Source organism: Micrococcus sp. M4NT (assembly GCF_033790745.1).
Classification (GTDB): Bacteria; Actinomycetota; Actinomycetes; order Actinomycetales; family Micrococcaceae; genus Micrococcus.
The window spans coordinates 103,876-119,181 of sequence record NZ_JAMYEH010000001.1 but is presented as its reverse complement, the minus strand read 5'-3'; the positions used below and the strand labels follow the sequence as shown (position 1 = coordinate 119,181).

12 protein-coding genes and 1 tRNA gene are annotated in these 15,306 nt (G+C 73.4%); 5 read left to right on the top strand and 8 right to left on the bottom strand.

All coding sequences use genetic code 11. The annotated features are described in order from the left end of the window. Nucleotides 1-8 precede the first annotated feature (8 nt). Nucleotides 9-1,781: an AMP-binding protein gene (locus NJC10_RS00580; RefSeq protein WP_319073951.1), complete on the bottom strand. Its 1,773-nt coding sequence runs from the start codon at nucleotides 1,779-1,781 to the stop codon at nucleotides 9-11. Between the two features lie 113 nt (nucleotides 1,782-1,894). Then, a tRNA-Tyr gene (locus NJC10_RS00575) sits at nucleotides 1,895-1,976 on the bottom strand. A gap of 220 nt (nucleotides 1,977-2,196) precedes the next feature. On the opposite strand from NJC10_RS00575, the gene NJC10_RS00570 reads away from it, so the two are divergent. Together NJC10_RS00570 and NJC10_RS00565 are read left to right on the top strand one after the other, a co-directional pair. Next, complete coding sequence (locus NJC10_RS00570) at nucleotides 2,197-2,685, top strand: YajQ family cyclic di-GMP-binding protein (protein WP_248116108.1); 489 nt, start codon at nucleotides 2,197-2,199, stop codon at nucleotides 2,683-2,685. 71 nt (nucleotides 2,686-2,756) lie between these two features. After that, nucleotides 2,757-3,269 carry a hypothetical protein gene (locus NJC10_RS00565; RefSeq protein ID WP_319073949.1) on the top strand — a complete coding sequence of 171 codons (513 nt, stop codon included), beginning with the start codon at nucleotides 2,757-2,759 and terminating at the stop codon, nucleotides 3,267-3,269. 30 nt (nucleotides 3,270-3,299) lie between these two features. Here the strand turns inward: NJC10_RS00565 and NJC10_RS00560 are convergent, their stop codons facing one another. Together NJC10_RS00560 and NJC10_RS00555 are read right to left on the bottom strand one after the other, a co-directional pair. After that, nucleotides 3,300-4,595 carry an MFS transporter gene (locus NJC10_RS00560; RefSeq protein WP_319073947.1) on the bottom strand — a complete coding sequence of 432 codons (1,296 nt, stop codon included), beginning with the start codon at nucleotides 4,593-4,595 and terminating at the stop codon, nucleotides 3,300-3,302. Between the two features lie 86 nt (nucleotides 4,596-4,681). Further along, nucleotides 4,682-6,082 (bottom strand): FAD-dependent oxidoreductase, encoded by a 1,401-nt coding sequence (locus NJC10_RS00555; RefSeq protein ID WP_319073944.1) that lies wholly within the window; start codon nucleotides 6,080-6,082, stop codon nucleotides 4,682-4,684. A 178-nt stretch (nucleotides 6,083-6,260) separates the two neighbouring features. Here NJC10_RS00555 and rarD point away from each other — a divergent pair, with 178 nt between their 5' ends. Genes rarD through NJC10_RS00540 form a run of 3 tightly spaced genes read left to right on the top strand, consistent with a single transcriptional unit; the run spans nucleotide 6,261 to nucleotide 8,278 of the window. Beyond that, nucleotides 6,261-7,241: an EamA family transporter RarD gene (gene rarD / locus NJC10_RS00550; RefSeq protein ID WP_298987074.1), complete on the top strand. Its 981-nt coding sequence runs from the start codon at nucleotides 6,261-6,263 to the stop codon at nucleotides 7,239-7,241. A 9-nt stretch (nucleotides 7,242-7,250) separates the two neighbouring features. Further along, complete coding sequence (locus NJC10_RS00545; protein WP_248116119.1) at nucleotides 7,251-7,757, top strand: hypothetical protein; 507 nt, start codon at nucleotides 7,251-7,253, stop codon at nucleotides 7,755-7,757. Then, nucleotides 7,754-8,278, top strand: a complete 525-nt coding sequence (locus NJC10_RS00540; RefSeq protein ID WP_248116121.1) for an HIT family protein — start codon at nucleotides 7,754-7,756, stop codon at nucleotides 8,276-8,278. The genes NJC10_RS00545 and NJC10_RS00540 overlap by 4 nt, the downstream gene beginning before the upstream one ends. A gap of 83 nt (nucleotides 8,279-8,361) precedes the next feature. Here NJC10_RS00540 and NJC10_RS00535 read toward each other — a convergent pair whose 3' ends face one another. The 4 genes from NJC10_RS00535 to NJC10_RS00520 form a co-directional block, all read right to left on the bottom strand. Then, nucleotides 8,362-9,429: a polyprenyl synthetase family protein gene (locus NJC10_RS00535; protein WP_319073937.1), complete on the bottom strand. Its 1,068-nt coding sequence runs from the start codon at nucleotides 9,427-9,429 to the stop codon at nucleotides 8,362-8,364. Further along, on the bottom strand, nucleotides 9,426-10,829 hold the full coding sequence (locus NJC10_RS00530) for a geranylgeranyl reductase family protein (RefSeq protein WP_319073934.1): 1,404 nt from the start codon (nucleotides 10,827-10,829) through the stop codon (nucleotides 9,426-9,428). Before NJC10_RS00530 ends, NJC10_RS00535 begins: the two co-directional genes overlap by 4 nt. Further along, complete coding sequence (gene menD / locus NJC10_RS00525) at nucleotides 10,826-12,772, bottom strand: 2-succinyl-5-enolpyruvyl-6-hydroxy-3-cyclohexene-1-carboxylic-acid synthase (protein ID WP_319073932.1); 1,947 nt, start codon at nucleotides 12,770-12,772, stop codon at nucleotides 10,826-10,828. The genes NJC10_RS00530 and menD overlap by 4 nt, the downstream gene beginning before the upstream one ends. Before the next feature lie 196 nt (nucleotides 12,773-12,968). Next, nucleotides 12,969-15,119, bottom strand: coding sequence for a PhoX family phosphatase (locus NJC10_RS00520; protein WP_319073931.1), 2,151 nt, complete (start codon nucleotides 15,117-15,119; stop codon nucleotides 12,969-12,971). Nucleotides 15,120-15,306 lie beyond the last annotated feature (187 nt).

Genomic DNA, 15,306 nt, shown 5'->3' with positions numbered 1-15,306 from the left:
CCGGGGCCTCAGGCCCCCGCCGCGCCGATCACCGCGGCGCCCTCCTCGCGCAGCTCCACCTTGCGGACCTTGCCGGAGACGGTCATGGGGAACGCGTCCATGATGCGCACGTAGGCGGGGATCTTGAAGTGGGCGATCCTCCCGGTGGCGAACTCGCGGACCGCTTCGACGGTGAGCGGCTCGGCACCCTCGCGCATGATCAGGCAGGCCATGAGCTGCTCGCCGTACCGCTCGTCCGGCACGCCGACCACCTGCACGTCCTGGACGTCCGGGTGGGCGTAGAGGAACTCCTCCACCTCGCGCGGAGAGATGTTCTCGCCGCCGCGGATCACGAGGTCCTTGATGCGTCCCTCGATGCGGACGAACCCGTCCGCGTCCATCGAGGCGAGGTCGCCCGAGTGCATCCAGCCGTCCTCGTCGAGGACCTCCGCGGTCTTCTGCTCGGCGTTCCAGTAGCCGAGCATCACCGAGTAGCCGCGGGTGCACAGCTCTCCGGTGGCGCCGCGGGCCAGGGTCTGCCCGGTGACGGGGTCGACGACCTTGGTCTCCACGTGCGGCATCGAGCGGCCGACGGTCTGGGTGCGCGCCTCGAGGGTGTCGTCGCGGCGGGTCATGGTGGAGACGGGGGCGGTCTCGGTCATGCCGTAGCAGATGGCGACCTCGGACATGTGCAGCTCGTCGATCACGCGTCGCATGACCTCCACGGGGCACGGGGACCCGGCCATGACGCCGGTGCGCAGGGTGCTCAGGTCCAGGGAGGCCGCCTCGGGGCGGGCCAGCATCGCGATGAACATGGCGGGCACGCCGTAGAGGCTCGTGGCGCGCGTGGCGGCCGCCGCTGTGAGGGAGTCGAGCGGATGGAACGCCCGGCCCGGGATGACGCTCACGGTGCCGTGGGAGACGGCCGCGATCACGCCGATGACCATGCCGAAGCAGTGGAAGAAGGGCACCGGGATCACGAGGGTGTCCGCCTCGGAGTAGCCCAGCAGCTCGCCGATGTGGAACCCGTTGTTGAGGATGTTGCGGTGGGTCAGCGTGACGCCCTTGGGGAAGCCGGTGGTGCCCGAGGTGTACTGCAGGTTCACGGGGTCCTCGGCTCCGGTGGCGGCCTCGCGCTCGGCGAGCTGCTCGTCCGAGACCTCCGCGGCCCGTGCCAGGAACGCCTCCCACGTGGCCTCCTCGGCCGCGGCGGCGGCGCGGCCGGCCACCTCCCCCGGGCGGGCGTGCGCGAAGGGCTCATCACCCGGGGCGCCGGCGGGCAGCATGATGAGCTGCTCCAGCGCGGGGGCTCCCTCACGGGCCACCTGCCGCGCGATCGCCGGCGGGTCCATGCGGGCATCCGGGCAGGCCACCACGAGGCCACGCATCGCGCACTGCTCCACCACGTAGGTGAGCTCGTGGCTGCGGTACGCCGGGTTGAGGTTGACCAGGATGACCCCGGCGCGCGCGGCGCCGTAGAGCAGGGACGTCCACTCCGCCACGTTGGGGCTCCACATGCCGATGCGGTCGCCGTGGCCGTAGCCGGCGGCGATCAGCGCCTTGGCCACGGCGCGGGAGTGCTCCGCCAGCTCCGCGAAGGTCCAGGAGCGGCCGGTGTGCGGGTCGCCGCCGGGTCCGCACTCGACGACGGCGGGTGCGTCCGGCAGGCGAGCGGCGGTCTCGTCCAGGTTCTGGGCGAGGGTCTGCTCCAGGAGCGGCACGTCGTCCGGACCCCGCGTGGACGCCGTCTCCTCCGGGCGGGCGGGATCGGTGGGCTGCGTCACGCTGGGACTCCTCTGCATGTGATGCGGATCACGTGCAGGCTACGTCCTCCCCAGCCCTCTCCGCCACCCAGCGCCGGACATGAGAAGACCCCGGGACCGACGACTCGGTCCCGGGGTCTTCTCATGTCCCGTGGCAGATGAGGGATTCGAACCCCCGAAGGCAGTGCCAGCTGATTTACAGTCAGCCCCCTTTGGCCGCTCGGGTAATCTGCCGGGCGACTGGACGGACGCGCTCGCCTCATTCGAGGCACCGCACCGTTCAGGCGAGAGACGACTGTACCGCATGGGCGCAGGAGACGCCCAATCGGGCCGGGGCGCGGCGTCGTCGGACCCCGGTAGGCTGGCCCGCAGGCGCCCCGGGGCGCGCCGGGCGCCTCGCGCGACCTGCCCCGAGGCACGGACAGCCGTACGCGAGCAGCAGGAGGAGACAGCGATGGCCGGTGATTCCACGTTCGATGTGGTCAGCAAGGTGGACAGCCAGGAGGTGTCCAACGCCCTGAACCAGGCGCAGAAGGAGATCGTCCAGCGCTACGACTTCAAGGGCGTCGGCGCGGAGATCGACTTCTCCGGCGAGAAGATCCTCATGAAGGCGAACTCCGAGGAGCGCGTGAAGGCCGTCAAGGACGTCTTCGAGTCCAAGCTCGTCAAGCGCGGCATCTCCCTGAAGTCCCTCGACGCCGGGGACCCGTTCGCCTCCGGCAAGGAGTACCGGATCGAGGCCTCCATCAAGGAGGGCATCGACCAGGCCACCGCGAAGAAGATCACCAAGCTGATCCGGGACGAGGGCCCCAAGGCGGTCAAGGCCCAGATCCAGGGCGACGAGCTGCGCGTGTCCTCCAAGTCGCGCGACGACCTGCAGGCCGTCATCGCGATGCTCAAGGACTTCGCGGACGCCGACCTGCAGTTCGTCAACTTCCGCTGACCGTCCGCCCCGCCGATCCCCCATCGAGCCCCCGGCCTGACCGCCCCGCTCCGCCCCGACGAGGAGACCCCATGCTCTACCTGATCGACCCCCGCGGCGCCGTGTGGTCCGCCGACGTCACCCTGGGCCGCGCCCGGGCCCGCGCCCGCGTGGACGGCCGGCCCGTCGACGACCTGCCCTTCACGAAGGCCGCCATGGTCCTGGACCAGGAGGACTTCGTGGACCTGGCGCTGCGCCACGGCGTGGCCGCCCCCCGCGGCATCCTCCTGGACCACGGCTTCGTGGAGCGCGCCCTGGCCCCGTCGAAGCTGACGTTCCAGCAGCGCAACCAGGACGCGATCGCCGAGCAGCTCGAGCCGGTGCAGCGCCGCACGGAAGAGGACTCCGTGAAGAAGAGCCGCCACGAGGCGGTCTACGAGGGCGCCCACCGGAAGCTCGCCAAGCGGATCGAGAAGGCCGAGGAGGAGGCGCGGGAGACCCTCCAGGCGGAGCCGAAGGACGAGCTCGTCGGCCACTGGACCCGCTTGGGGGGCCGGATCCCGGCCACGATCGCCGCCGACCGCCGCTCCGACGCCGACCGCTGAGCCCCTCCCCCACCGGAACCCCGCGCCCGCTCAGGGCGTGGGGTTCCGTGCGTCGTAGGCCAGGAAGCCCGGCTGCCGCCGCATCAGCACGCTCACGCCCACCACGCACAGCACGCCGCCGGCCACGAGGGTGAGCCCCTCCCCGAGGAGGGTCGAGGCGCCGCCCGTGATCATCTCGCCGACGCGGGGGCCCCCGGCCACGACCACCACGAACACGCCCTGCAGCCGCCCGCGCAGCCGGTCCGGCGTCGCGGCCTGCAGGATGGTGCTGCGGAAGACGCCCGAGACCGAGTCCGCCGCGCCGGCCACCGCCATGCACGCCACGCACAGCGCCATCGCGAGACCGAGGCGCGGGTCGCCCTCGGGCATCGAGCGCGCCCACCACACGACGCCGCCGAATGCGGCCACGGCGGCTCCCCACGCGCAGATCGAGAGGTACACGCCCCAGCCCTGCGCCGTGACACGCGTGAAGGAGCCGGAGAACAGGCCGGCGAGGAACGCGCCGGCGGCCATCGCGGCCAGCAGGATGCCGACGGCGGACTCGCCGCCGCCCAGGACCACGCCGCCGATCGCGGGCAGCAGGGCGCGTGGGAATGCGGTGGCCATGGCCACGATGTCCGCGAGGAACGTCATGCGCAGGGTGGGCCGGGAGGCGAGGAAACGGAGCCCCTCGACCACCGAGCCCAGCCCCACGCGCCCCGTCGGCGCGGCCTCGCCCTCCTCGCGCGCGGGCGACAGCGGGGGAAGGCGCCACAGGGCGTAGAGCGCGGCGAGGAACGTGACCACGTCGATCGAGTACGTCCACGCGTACCCGGCGGTGGCCACGAGGACTCCGCCGAGCACCGGGCCCACCATCATGGCCACGGAGAAGGTCATCATGGTCAGGGCGTTGGCGGCGGGCAGCAGCTTCAGCCCCACGAGCGCGGGGACGATGGCGCCGCGCGTGGGCTGGTTGATGCCGGAGGCCCCGGAGTGCACGGCCACGAGGGCGTAGAGCAGGGGCACGGACTCGGTCCCCGCCCACGCGTGCGCCGCGATGCCCACGGTCGTCGCCCACATGACGGCGGAGGAGCACAGCGCCACGGTGCGGCGGTCGTGGCGGTCGGCCACGGCGCCCCCGTACAGGCCCGCGACGACGAGCGGCACGAGCGCCGCCAGTCCCAGCAGGCCCACCGCGAAGGACGAGCCGGTCAGCGCGAAGACCTCGAGGGACACCGCCATGAGCGTGAGCTGGGTGCCCACGGAGGAGAGCAGGTTGCCCACCCACAGCCGCCGGTAGGCGGGCGAGACCTTCAGCGGCGTGAGGTCGGCGAGGAGGCGGGGCACCGGGCCAGAGTAGCCGCCCCCGCACACCACGACGGCGGGCACCCGCGGTGGGTGCCCGCCGTCGTGGTCGGGTCAGGCCGGGAGGATCACTCCCCGCGGCTGATGCGCGTCATCTCGTCGCGGTCCACGACCTTGACGCGCTCGCGGGCCACCGGGCCGGCCTCGGTGGCCGCCGCGCCGAGGGACTTCTCGTGCGCGTCGAGGGCGTGCCAGCCCTCCCACGTGGTCACGGGGACGCCGCGCTCGGCGAGCAGCGCGAGCACCGCGTCCTCGGACGGGTCCTCGGCGGTCCAGAGGGCGTCCACGTCCTCGATCAGGTGCTGGATGGTCTCGAGCGAGTCGCCCTTCGTATGGCCGATCAGGCCCACGGGGCCGCGCTTGATCCAGCCCGAGGCGTAGAGCCCCGGCACGGCATTCCCGTCCGCGTCGAGCACGCGGCCCTCGGCGTTCGGGATGACGCCGCGGGCGTCGTCGAACTCCACGCCGTCCACGGGCGAGCCGAAGTAGCCCACCGCGCGGTAGACGGCCTGCACGGGGTAGTCCGCGGTCTCCTCGGTCGGGCGGACCCCGCCCTCCCCGTCCAGCTCCATGCGGCGCATGCGCAGACCGTCGAGGCGGCCGTCGCCGTCGGCGTCGAGGAACGCCTCCGGGGCCTGGAGGAAGTGCAGGTGGAGGCGGCGGGAGGCCTGCTCCGTGCGGTCCTCCTGCTCCATGAGCCAGTTGGTGAGCGTGCCCACCATGGTGCGCACCTGGTTGTTCTCCGCGATCGCCTTCTCCGAGCCGGCGTCGAAGTCGAAGTCCTCCTCGTAGAGCACGATGTCCACGTCGCGGGAGTGGGCCAGCTCGCGCAGCTCCAGCGGGGTGAACTTCACCTGCGCCGGGCCGCGGCGGCCGAACACGTGCACGTCCGTGACCGGCGAGGACGTGAGCGCGCGGTACACGTTCTCGGGGATCTCCGTGACCAGGAGGTCGTAGGCGTGCTTGGAGAGGATGCGGGCCACGTCCAGGGCCACGTTGCCGTTGCCGATCACCGCGACCTCGGTCGCGTCCATCGGCCACTCTCGCGGCACGTCCGGGTGGCCGTCGTACCAGCTCGCGAAGTCGGCGCCGCCGAACGAGCCCTCGAGCTCCACGCCGGGCACGTCCAGGCTCGCGTCGCGCACGGCGCCGGTGGAGAACACCACGGCGTCGTAGTGGCGGCGCAGGTCCTCGAGGGTGAGGTCCGTCCCGTAGTCCACGTTGCCGAGGAAGCGGATGTCGCCGCGGTCCATGACCTTGTGCAGGGCGGTGATGATGCCCTTGATGCGCGGGTGGTCCGGGGCCACGCCGTAGCGGATGAGGCCGAAGGGGGCCGGGTAGCGGTCGAAGAGGTCGATGCTGACCTGGAAGTCCCGCTCCTCCTTGGTCAGGATGTCCGCCGTGTAGACGCCGGCGGGGCCGGCTCCCACGATGGCGATGCGCAGCGGGCGGTCAGGGCGTTCGGTCACGTCGGGGTGGTCCTTCCGGAAGACGACGGCGGCGCCCGCGTCAGGCCCGCGGGCGGGCCGGCGCGCGGCGCGCGGGGATCGACCTCCCAGTCTACCGGCGGGGCGGGGGCCGCCCGGGTGAGCCCCCTCACGACCCCGCTCCCGCCGCGACGGCGGGGGGCGGCCCTACAGTGGTCCGGTGACCGCCTCCTCGCCCTCCGCCCCGGACACGGGCGCCCTGCCCACGGTGGACCCGGCTGCCGCCAACGACTCCCGCGGCCTCGCCCTGGGGTTCACGGCCTACCTCCTGTGGGGCGGGATGCCGCTCTACATGGCCGCCACCGCCCCGGCCGGCGCCGTGGAGATCGTGGTGGTCCGCATCGGCTTCGCCCTCGTGTTCTGCCTCCTGCTGCTGACCGCCATGCGGCGGCTGCCCGAGCTGCGCACCGCCCTGTCCTCCCCGGCCCGCTGGGGCACCACGGCGCTCGCCGCCGGCGTGATCGGCGTGAACTGGCTCGTCTACGCGGCCAGCGTGATGAGCGGGAACGTGCTGCAGGCCTCCCTCGGGTACTTCATGAACCCGCTCGTCAACGTGCTCCTCGGCGTGCTGTTCCTGGGCGAGCGCCTGCGCCGGCTCCAATGGGTCGCCGTGGGGATCGCCGTGCTCGCCGTCGCCGTGATGACGGCGGCCCTCGGCGCCGTCCCCTGGCTCGCCCTGGTGCTGGCGTTCTCGTTCGGCCTGTACGGCTTCGTGAAGAAGCGCTTCCCCGTGCCGGTGCACGCGGTGACCACCATGACGGCGGAGACCGTGGTGCTCCTGCCCGTGTTCGCGGTGGGCTCGGTCCTGCTGCTCCAGGCCGGGCTGCTGACCACGGTGACCGAGGGCCCGGGGCACTTCTGGCTCATGGCCGGCCTGGGCGTCCTGACGGCCGTCCCCCTCATCCTCTTCTCCTCGGCGGCGAAGTCGCTCTCCCTCACCACGCTCGGGATGCTGCAGTACATCGCGCCCATCCTGCAGTTCCTGGCCGCCGTGACGGTGCTCGGCGAGCACATGCCGCTCCCCCGGTGGATCGGGTTCGGGCTGATCTGGCTCTCCCTGATCGTGTTCACGGTGGACCAGCTGCACCGCTCGCGCCTGCAGCGTCGGGCGGCCCGGGCGGCCGTCGGGAACCGCCCCTAGACTGGCCCCATGCCCGCCAAGCCCCCCGCACCCGTGTACCTGCCCGCGTTCCAGCAGCTCGTCCCGGATCTGCTCGGGGAGCCCTGGGCCGCCGACGACGGCCTCTCCCCGCGGGAGATCGAGGAGCGCCTGCCCTCCGCCCCCGCCGCGGAGCAGCTGGGCGACGCCTTCGTCCTGCCCGCCGCGCTGCGCGAGTTCTACCTCGCCCTGGGTAACTGCGGCGACCTGCTCGAGACGGCCCACTACTTCTGGGATCCGGACGACCTCGAGGCCCGCGACGGCTACCTCATGTTCCTCGAGGACGAGGACGAGACCGTGGTGTGGGGCCTGCCCGTGGCCAACCTGACCCTGCCGGACCCCCTCGTGTGGCGCCGGTCTGCGGGGGCCGAGGCCGAGGAGGGCGCCTGGGAGGACGAGGGCGGCACCTTCAGCGAGTTCGTGCTCGACCTGCTGGCGTGGACCTTCGAGGACCCGGGGGACGAGGACGACGGCGCGGAGCGGGGCGTGGCCCGATGAGCGGGCCCGAGGACACCACGCGAGGCGGCGCCCCCGCCCTGCGCTCGCACGCCCCCGAGGGGTACGCCTGCCCGTTCTGCGGGCTCGTGGCCGGGAACGTGGCGGACCCGGGCAACCGCTGCGAGCTCGGGGACACCGTCTACCAGGACGAGGACCTCCTCGTGCTGATCGCGTGCGACGGCTTCGGCGAGCACGAGGGGCACGCCATGGTGTGCCCCGCCGCGCACCACGAGAACCTCTACGAGCTGCCCTCCCGTGTGCTTCAGCGGATCGCCCTGATGGAGAAGCAGGTGGCGCTGGCCATGAAGGCGGCCTGGAGCCCGGACGGGATCTCCACGCGCCAGCACAACGAGCCCGCCGGCAACCAGCACGTGTGGCACTACCACCTGCACGTCTTCCCCCGCTACGAGGGCGACCTGCTCTACCGGCAGCTGCGCCACGCCGTCGCCCCCGAGGTCCGGGAGCGCAAGGCCCGGGAGCTGGCCGCCGCACTCGACCCCGCGCCGACGTTCCTCGACTGAGGCCCGTCGGGTCGCCGCCGGAGCAGCCCGTCATCCCCGGGCGGCTCGCCGACCGGGACCTGCCGGCCCGGCCCGGCCCGGCGTCAGCTCGCGCGGTCCACCACGTAGTCGGCGAACCCCGCGAGGGACTCCTTCACCACGGAGTCCGGCAGGGGCGCCAGCGCGGCCTTGGCCTGGTCCGCCCAGTCGTGCGTCGTCTCCCACGCCCGCGTGAACGCGGGGTGTGCCACCAGCGCGGCGACGGCGGCGCCCAGCTGAGCGTCGTCGTCGAGGGGGCCGTCCACGAGCTCCTTCACGCGGCGGGCCTCGGCGGCCTCGGCCGCGTCCTCGGACGCCGCGGCGCGGTCCAGCAGCAGCGTGCTCAGGGTGGCCACGCGCTCACGCAGGTCCGTGCCGGGGGTCTTGCCGAGCGTCTCGGCGGTGCTGGTGAGGTCCAGCAGGTCGTCGGCGAGCTGGAAGGCCAGGCCCACCTTCTCCCCGTACTCCCCCATCACCGCGACGGCGGACTCGTCCGCCCCGCCGAGCAGCGCGCCGAGCACGCCCGATGCCGCGATGAGCGAGCCGGTCTTGCCGCCGAGCACCCGGTAGTAGTGCTCGATGGGGTCCTGGCCGGCGGACGGGCCGCGGGTCTCCCACAGCTGCCCCTGCACGAGACGCTCGAAGGTCTCCGCCTGGATTCGCACCGCGCGCGGTCCGAGCTCGCTCATGAGCTGGGAGGCGCGCGCGAAGATCAGGTCGCCCGCCAGGATGGCCGCCGCGTTGCCCCACAGCCGGTGCGCGGCGGGCGCGCCGCGGCGCACGGCCGCCTCGTCCATCACGTCGTCGTGGTACAGGGTGGCCAGGTGCGTCAGCTCCATCACGACGGCGGCCTGGCGCGCCTGCGCCCCCACGGGCGCCACCTGCCCGGAGGCCAGCTCCGGATCGCCCAGCAGCGCGGCGAGCACCGTGAGCACGGGACGCACGCGCTTGCCGCCGGCGGCCAGCAGGTGGGCCGTGGCGGTCTGCGAGAACTCGTCGTCGAAGGCAAGCGCCTCCTCCAGCTGCGCCTCCACCTGCTCGAGGGCCGACAGCACGGTCTCCAGCACGCGGCCGTGCTCGGCCAGGTGGTCGAATCCGGGGGGCAGGGCGATGCCGACGTGGTCAGTGCTCACCCGGCCAGCCTACCCAACCGCGGGTCGTCCGCCGTGGTGAGCGACGGGGTGGCCGCCTCGAGGAGGCGGACGGCACGGTCGACGACGTCGCCTCCCTCCGCGTCCACCGTGTTGCCCATGACCTTGACCACGGCACGCAGCAGCGGAGGGACGGCCATGCCCGTGCCGAGCGCGGCGCGCATCACGCGCGGGTCGCCGATCAGGCGGGCGAAGCGGGCGCCGAGGGCGAAGTGGCGGCCCCACAGGTGCTGCGTGAGCACGGGGTAGCGGGCCAGCACGCTGTCCGCACCGGCGGCGCTGCCCGCCGCGAGCGCCTCCACCGCCAGGTCCGCGGCGTGGCGGGCGGCCTCCATCGCGAAGCCGATGCCCTCTCCGTTGAACGGGGAGACCATGCCGGCGGCGTCGCCCACGAGCAGCAGCCCGGGCACGTGCTGGGGCGTGCGGTTGAAGGCCATCGGCAGGGCCGCACCGAGGATCTTCGAGGACCGGGTCTCCTCTGAGATCCCCCACTCCTCGGTCAGTGCGCCGGACCACGAGGTCAGCAGGCCGCGGTAGTCCAGCGTCCCGAACAGGGGCGAGGTGTCGAGGATGCCCAGCCCCACGTTCACCGTGCCGTCGGCGAGCGGGAAGAGCCAGCCGTAGCCGGGCAGCGGATTCCCCTGCTCGTCCGGCAGGCGCAGCCAGGACTCCATCCACTCCGCCCGGTCCCCCGGCAGGACGGGCGCGGCGCCTCCCACGGCCGCGCCGGCCGTGTAGTACGCGCGGACGGCCACGCCCATGGGGCGGTCCTCGCGCCGGTGCAGGCCCGCGGAGACGGCCGCACGGGCCGAGACGCCGTCGCACGAGAGCACGATCGGGGCGTGCCAGGTGACGCTCTCGCCGGTCTTGCGGCCGTTCTCCCCGATCAGCTCGGCGCTCAGCCCGTCGACGCGTCCGGCGCCGTCCCGGGTGACGCCTGTGACGGCGTGGCGCTCGAGCACGGTGGCACCGCGCTCTCGGGCGAGGTCCACGAGGATGGCGTCGAAGTCCCGGCGGGTGCGCGTCAGGGCGTAGTCCGGCCACGTCTGCGTGCTCGGCCACGGCACGTCCACCCCGCGCCGGCCCGCACGCAGGCGCAGGCCGCGGATGCGCTGCCAGCCGCCGTCGTCGCCGGCCTCCCCGCGGTGGGGCACGCCGAGCAGCTGCAGCTCGCGGACGGCCTGCGGAGTGAGGCCGTCGCCGCACACCTTCTCGCGAGGGTGCGCGGACTTCTCCAGCACCACCACGTCCAGGCCCGCGGCGGCCAGGTGCGCGGCGGCGGTGGCCCCGGCGGGGCCGCCGCCGGAGATGAGCACGTCCGCGCGGCGGGGCAGATCGGCGGCGCCCGTGGCGGACGACGGGCGCGGGGTCTCTGCGGTCATCGGGCGGCCTCCTCGGGGCTGGCGGGCTCGGACGCGGGGTCCGGGAAGGTGGAGCGCACGGCAGCGGCGATCGCGGCGGCCACGCGCGGGCGCTCGGCGCGGTCGCAGCGGACCTCCACGAGCCGTCGGCCGCGCACCGGGACCGCGAGGAGGTGCACGAGCCCCACCCGGTCCGCGGCGCAGACGTACGGCACGCCGTACGCGGCGGCCAGGCCCTCCAGGTCCACGGCGTGCGGGGTGCCGAAGAAGCGCTCCACGGCGCCGGCCATCCCCGGGGCCCGTGCCACGGTGCCGTGCTCGAGGCCGGCGAAGATCGCGCCGCCCGTGTCGTTGACCACCACGAGGTCCACGTCAGGGTCGGCCTCTGTGGTCCCCACCAGCAGCCCGCCGGCGTCGTGCAGCGCCGTGAGGTCGCCCAGGAGGGCGACGGTGCGGCGGCCCGTGCCCAGGGCGATCCCCATGGCGGTGGACACCGTCCCGTCGATCCCGGCGAGGCCGCGGTTGGCGTACACGTGCACGTGGGCCAGCGTCGGGGGCCGCCACGCGAGGTCCACGTCCCGGATCAGGGACGAGGATCCCAGCACGAGCGGACCCCGTGTCACGGACGCGCACACCTGGGCGACGCTCTGCGGGCTGAGCCCGTGCGCGGTGTCCTCGTCCAGCACGACGTCCTCCACCGCGGCCTGGGCGCGCATCGAGGCCGTCTGCCATGCGGCGAGCCATCCCGGCTCGCCCTGACCCGCGAAGGACGCGAGCTCCGCGAGGGAGCCCACGACCCGCTCGGCGCGGCGGCCCACCTCGAACCACGGGGCGGGCTCGGTCAGGAGGATCGCGGTCTCCACGTCCGGGCGTGCGAGCAGCGCCGTGACGGAGCGGGTGAGCGTGGGGCGGCCGAAGAGCACGACGCGCTCGATGCGCCCGGCCAGCGGGTGGCTGTCCGCGCCGCGCCCGCCGTGGGAGCCGATCAGCGCTGGATAGGCCGCCACCGCGTTGACGGAGAACCGGGCGTTCGAGCTGGGCTCGGCCAGCAGCGGCAGGCCCAGGGAGACGGCGAACGCGGCCGCCACCGGACCGGCGCCGTGGCAGGCGAGCACCACGGTGCGCCGCTCCCGCAGCCGGGAGGCGTCGAGGTCGGGCAGGCCGGACAGGTCCGCGCCGGCCGGTCGCCACGGGGCCCGGGCCGCGGCGTCGCGGCGCGCGTCGCCGACGGCGGGCAGCGCGCGGGAGTCGGCCGAGAGGTCCGGCAGCCCGTGGTCGGCGTCCGGGCACGGGGGCGTCTGCGCGGGGATGCGGGCGCCCATGTCCGCGGCCTCCCGGGGGTCCGGCACCAGCGGGGCGCGGAAGCGCAGGTTCAGGTGCACCGGTCCCGCGGGGGCGTCACGGACGTGGACGGCGGCCTCCCGCGTGGCCGGGCACCCGGCGTCGGGGTCGCACACGAAGCCGTCCGCCGCCAGCAGGGCCTGGCGCACGGTGGCCCCGGCGTCGTTCAGGTGCTGCTGCGCCGAACGGCCCGCCGCGGGATCCGCCTCGATGGTGGCCGAGAAGCGGGTGTGGTGCCCGAAGACGCCGTCCTGCTCGGTGGTCTGGTTGGCGCCCGAGCCGTGCAGCTCCGCGGGCCGGTCCGCCGTGAGGGCCACGAGGCGGGTGCCGGCGTGGAAGGACTCCATGAGGGCTGGCAGCAGGTTCCCGACCGCCGTGCCCGACGTCGTGAGCACCCCCACGGGGCGGCCCGAGGCCAGGGAGAGCCCGTGGGCGAGGAAGCCCGCCGCGCGCTCGTCCACCCGCACGTGCAGCCGGATCCGGCCCTGCCGTTCGAGGTCGGCCAGCGCGTACACGAGGGGCGCGGAGCGGGAGCCGGGGCAGATCACCGCGTCCCTCATCCCGGCGTCGGTCAGGGCGGCGGCGACGGCGCGCGCCACGGAGAGGGAGTCGGCGGAAGTCATGGTGGCCCCCAGTCTAGGCGGGCAGAGCCGGACGGCCCCGGCCCGTGCCGTCCCCGCACAGCGGGGGCGGCGCGACCCCCGGACGCGGCGAGGCCGCCACGGCGGTGTGCCGTGGCGGCCTCGTCAGGGGGGACTCGGCCGGCCCCCATGCTGCGGGTCCGGCCCCGTCCGCGCGGGGATCACTCCCCGCACCGGGTCACTTCTTGGGGCCGTTGCCCTGCGCGTGGCCGAAGGCGGAGTTGCCGTGGCCGTTGTTGCCCTTGCCCTTGTTGCCCTTCTCCTTGCCGGAGCCCTTGCCCACGCCGTTGTTGCCAGTCACGTTGAAGACCTGCACGACGGAGGGACGGGGGGCCGCGACCTTGTCGCCGACCTGCACGGGGCCGGCCGGGGACAGGAAGTCCGGGAAGGAGGACGTGTGGGCGCCCCAGTTGCCGTCCTCGCCCGGGTGCTGGACGTTGACGAACACGGAGTTGTCGCGGTCGTGGATGACCGGGCCGCAGGTCTCGGCGTCACGGGGGACGGCGAGGAACTGCTCGACGCGGCCGCGCTCCGGGCCGTCCAGGGTGACCTTGTGGAGGGCGTCGGCGAGGCCGATCGTGCCGGGCTGGCCGTCGGTGGAGATCCAGAGGTTGCCCTCGGAGTCGAACGCCACGTTGTCCGGGCAGGAGATCGGGGACACGAGCTCCTTGGGGTACCCGGCGAAGTAGACCGAGGAGGAGACCGCCGGATCGCCGGCGAGCAGCAGGATGACCCAGTTGAACGTCGTGGCGGTGTGGTCGCCGCCCTTCTCGGTCAGCTCGACGACGTGGCCGTCGCGGTTGCCCACGACCGGGTTGGCCTCGTCCACCTCGGTGCGCTTCGTGTTGTTGGTCAGCGCCATGTAGACCTTGCCGTTGACCGGGTTGGTCTCCACGTCCTCCGGGCGGTCCATCTTGGTGGCGCCCATCTTGTCCGCGGCGAGGCGGGTGTAGACGAGGACCTCGGCCAGGGACATGCCGGGCACGAGGGACTTCTTGTCGGTCGCCAGGGCGATCCACTCGCCGGCGCCGTCGAACGCGCCGTCGGAGGGCAGGGTGCCCTTGCCGTCGATCTCGGACTTCGGGGAGTCGCCCTTGAACTTGGCCACGTAGAGGGTGCCCTCGTCCAGGAGGCGCATGTTGTGCTTCTTGTCGCCCTCGACGAACTTCTTCGCGGAGACGAACTTGTAGAGGTAGTCGTGGCGCTCGTCGTCGCCCGAGTAGACCACGGCGCGGCCGTCGCCGGAGAGGACGGCGGTGCCGGCCTCATGCTTGAAGCGGCCCAGGAGGGTGTGCTTCACCGGGGTGGAGGTGGGGTCCTCAGGGTCGACCTCGACGACCCAGCCGAAGCGGTTGGCCTCGTTCTCGTAGCCGTCCTTGGTGAGGTCGAAGCGGTCGTAGAAGAGCTCCCAGCCGCGCTGCGTGGCCTTGGTGTCGATGCCGTAGCGCTTCTCCTCGGCGGTGCCGCGGCCCTTGAAGTACTGGTTGAAGTTCTCCTCGCCGGAGAGCACGGTGCCCCACGGCGTGGTGCCGCCGGCGCAGTTGTTGAGGGTGCCCAGCACGCGGGTGCCGGTGGGGTCCTCGACGGTCTTCAGCAGGGCGTGGCCGGCGGCCGGGCCGGTGACCTTGAAGGGGGTGGTGCCGGTGATGCGGCGGTTGCGACGGCCGCCCTGCACGTACTCCCACTTCTGGCCGCGCTTGGCGCGCTCCAGCTCCACCACGGACAGGCCGTGCGACTGGATGCCGGCGTCCACCACGTCCTTGCGGTGGGAGATGATGTACTCCGGGGAGAACATGATGTTCTCGTTGGTGTACTCGTGGTTGGACACGAGGTAGCCCGAGCGGTCGTTGCCGCCGTCGGAGATGATGTTCAGGTAGTCGTTGTTGTAGCCGAACTGGCCGGCCGCCGACTTCCCCGTCTGGTGCTGGATGTCGAACTCCTCGGAGTCCTTGAAGAGCGGGTCGCCCCAGCGGATGATCGTGCCCCACTCGTAGCCCTCGGGGACCGTGACGTCGTCCACGGTGCGCGGGACGGGCTTGATGGCCGTGAAGTCCAGCTTGCCGCCGCCGGTGGGGTGGTTGCCGTTGTCCGCCAGGGCCTCGGGGGCCTGGGCCATGTTCGCGCCGATCACGACGGCCGCGGCCAGGCCGGTGCCGCCCATGAGGGCCGAGCGGCGGGAGATCGCGGTCTCGGCGATCTGCTGGAAGGTGGCGTTGTCCGAGGTGTTCGGGATCGGGTGCGAGCACGCGTTGCCGCACTTGAGCTCGCAGGTGACAGCCGAACGGTTGCCGCGGGTATGACCGGACATGGGCAGGAGGCGCTTGAGCATGGGGAGTCCTTCGCGTCGTTCAAGAGGGGGTGGGCCCGCCCGTGGGGCGGCCCCGGGCCACGATGCCCGCGGACACCCGCGGACATTCCCCCACCCTGTCCCCCCGAGTCGAGCGGCGAAGGACACCAAGGTGAACCGGGACGAAACAGTGCGTGGCACCGAGATTTCGTCTCGTCGACGTGTCGTA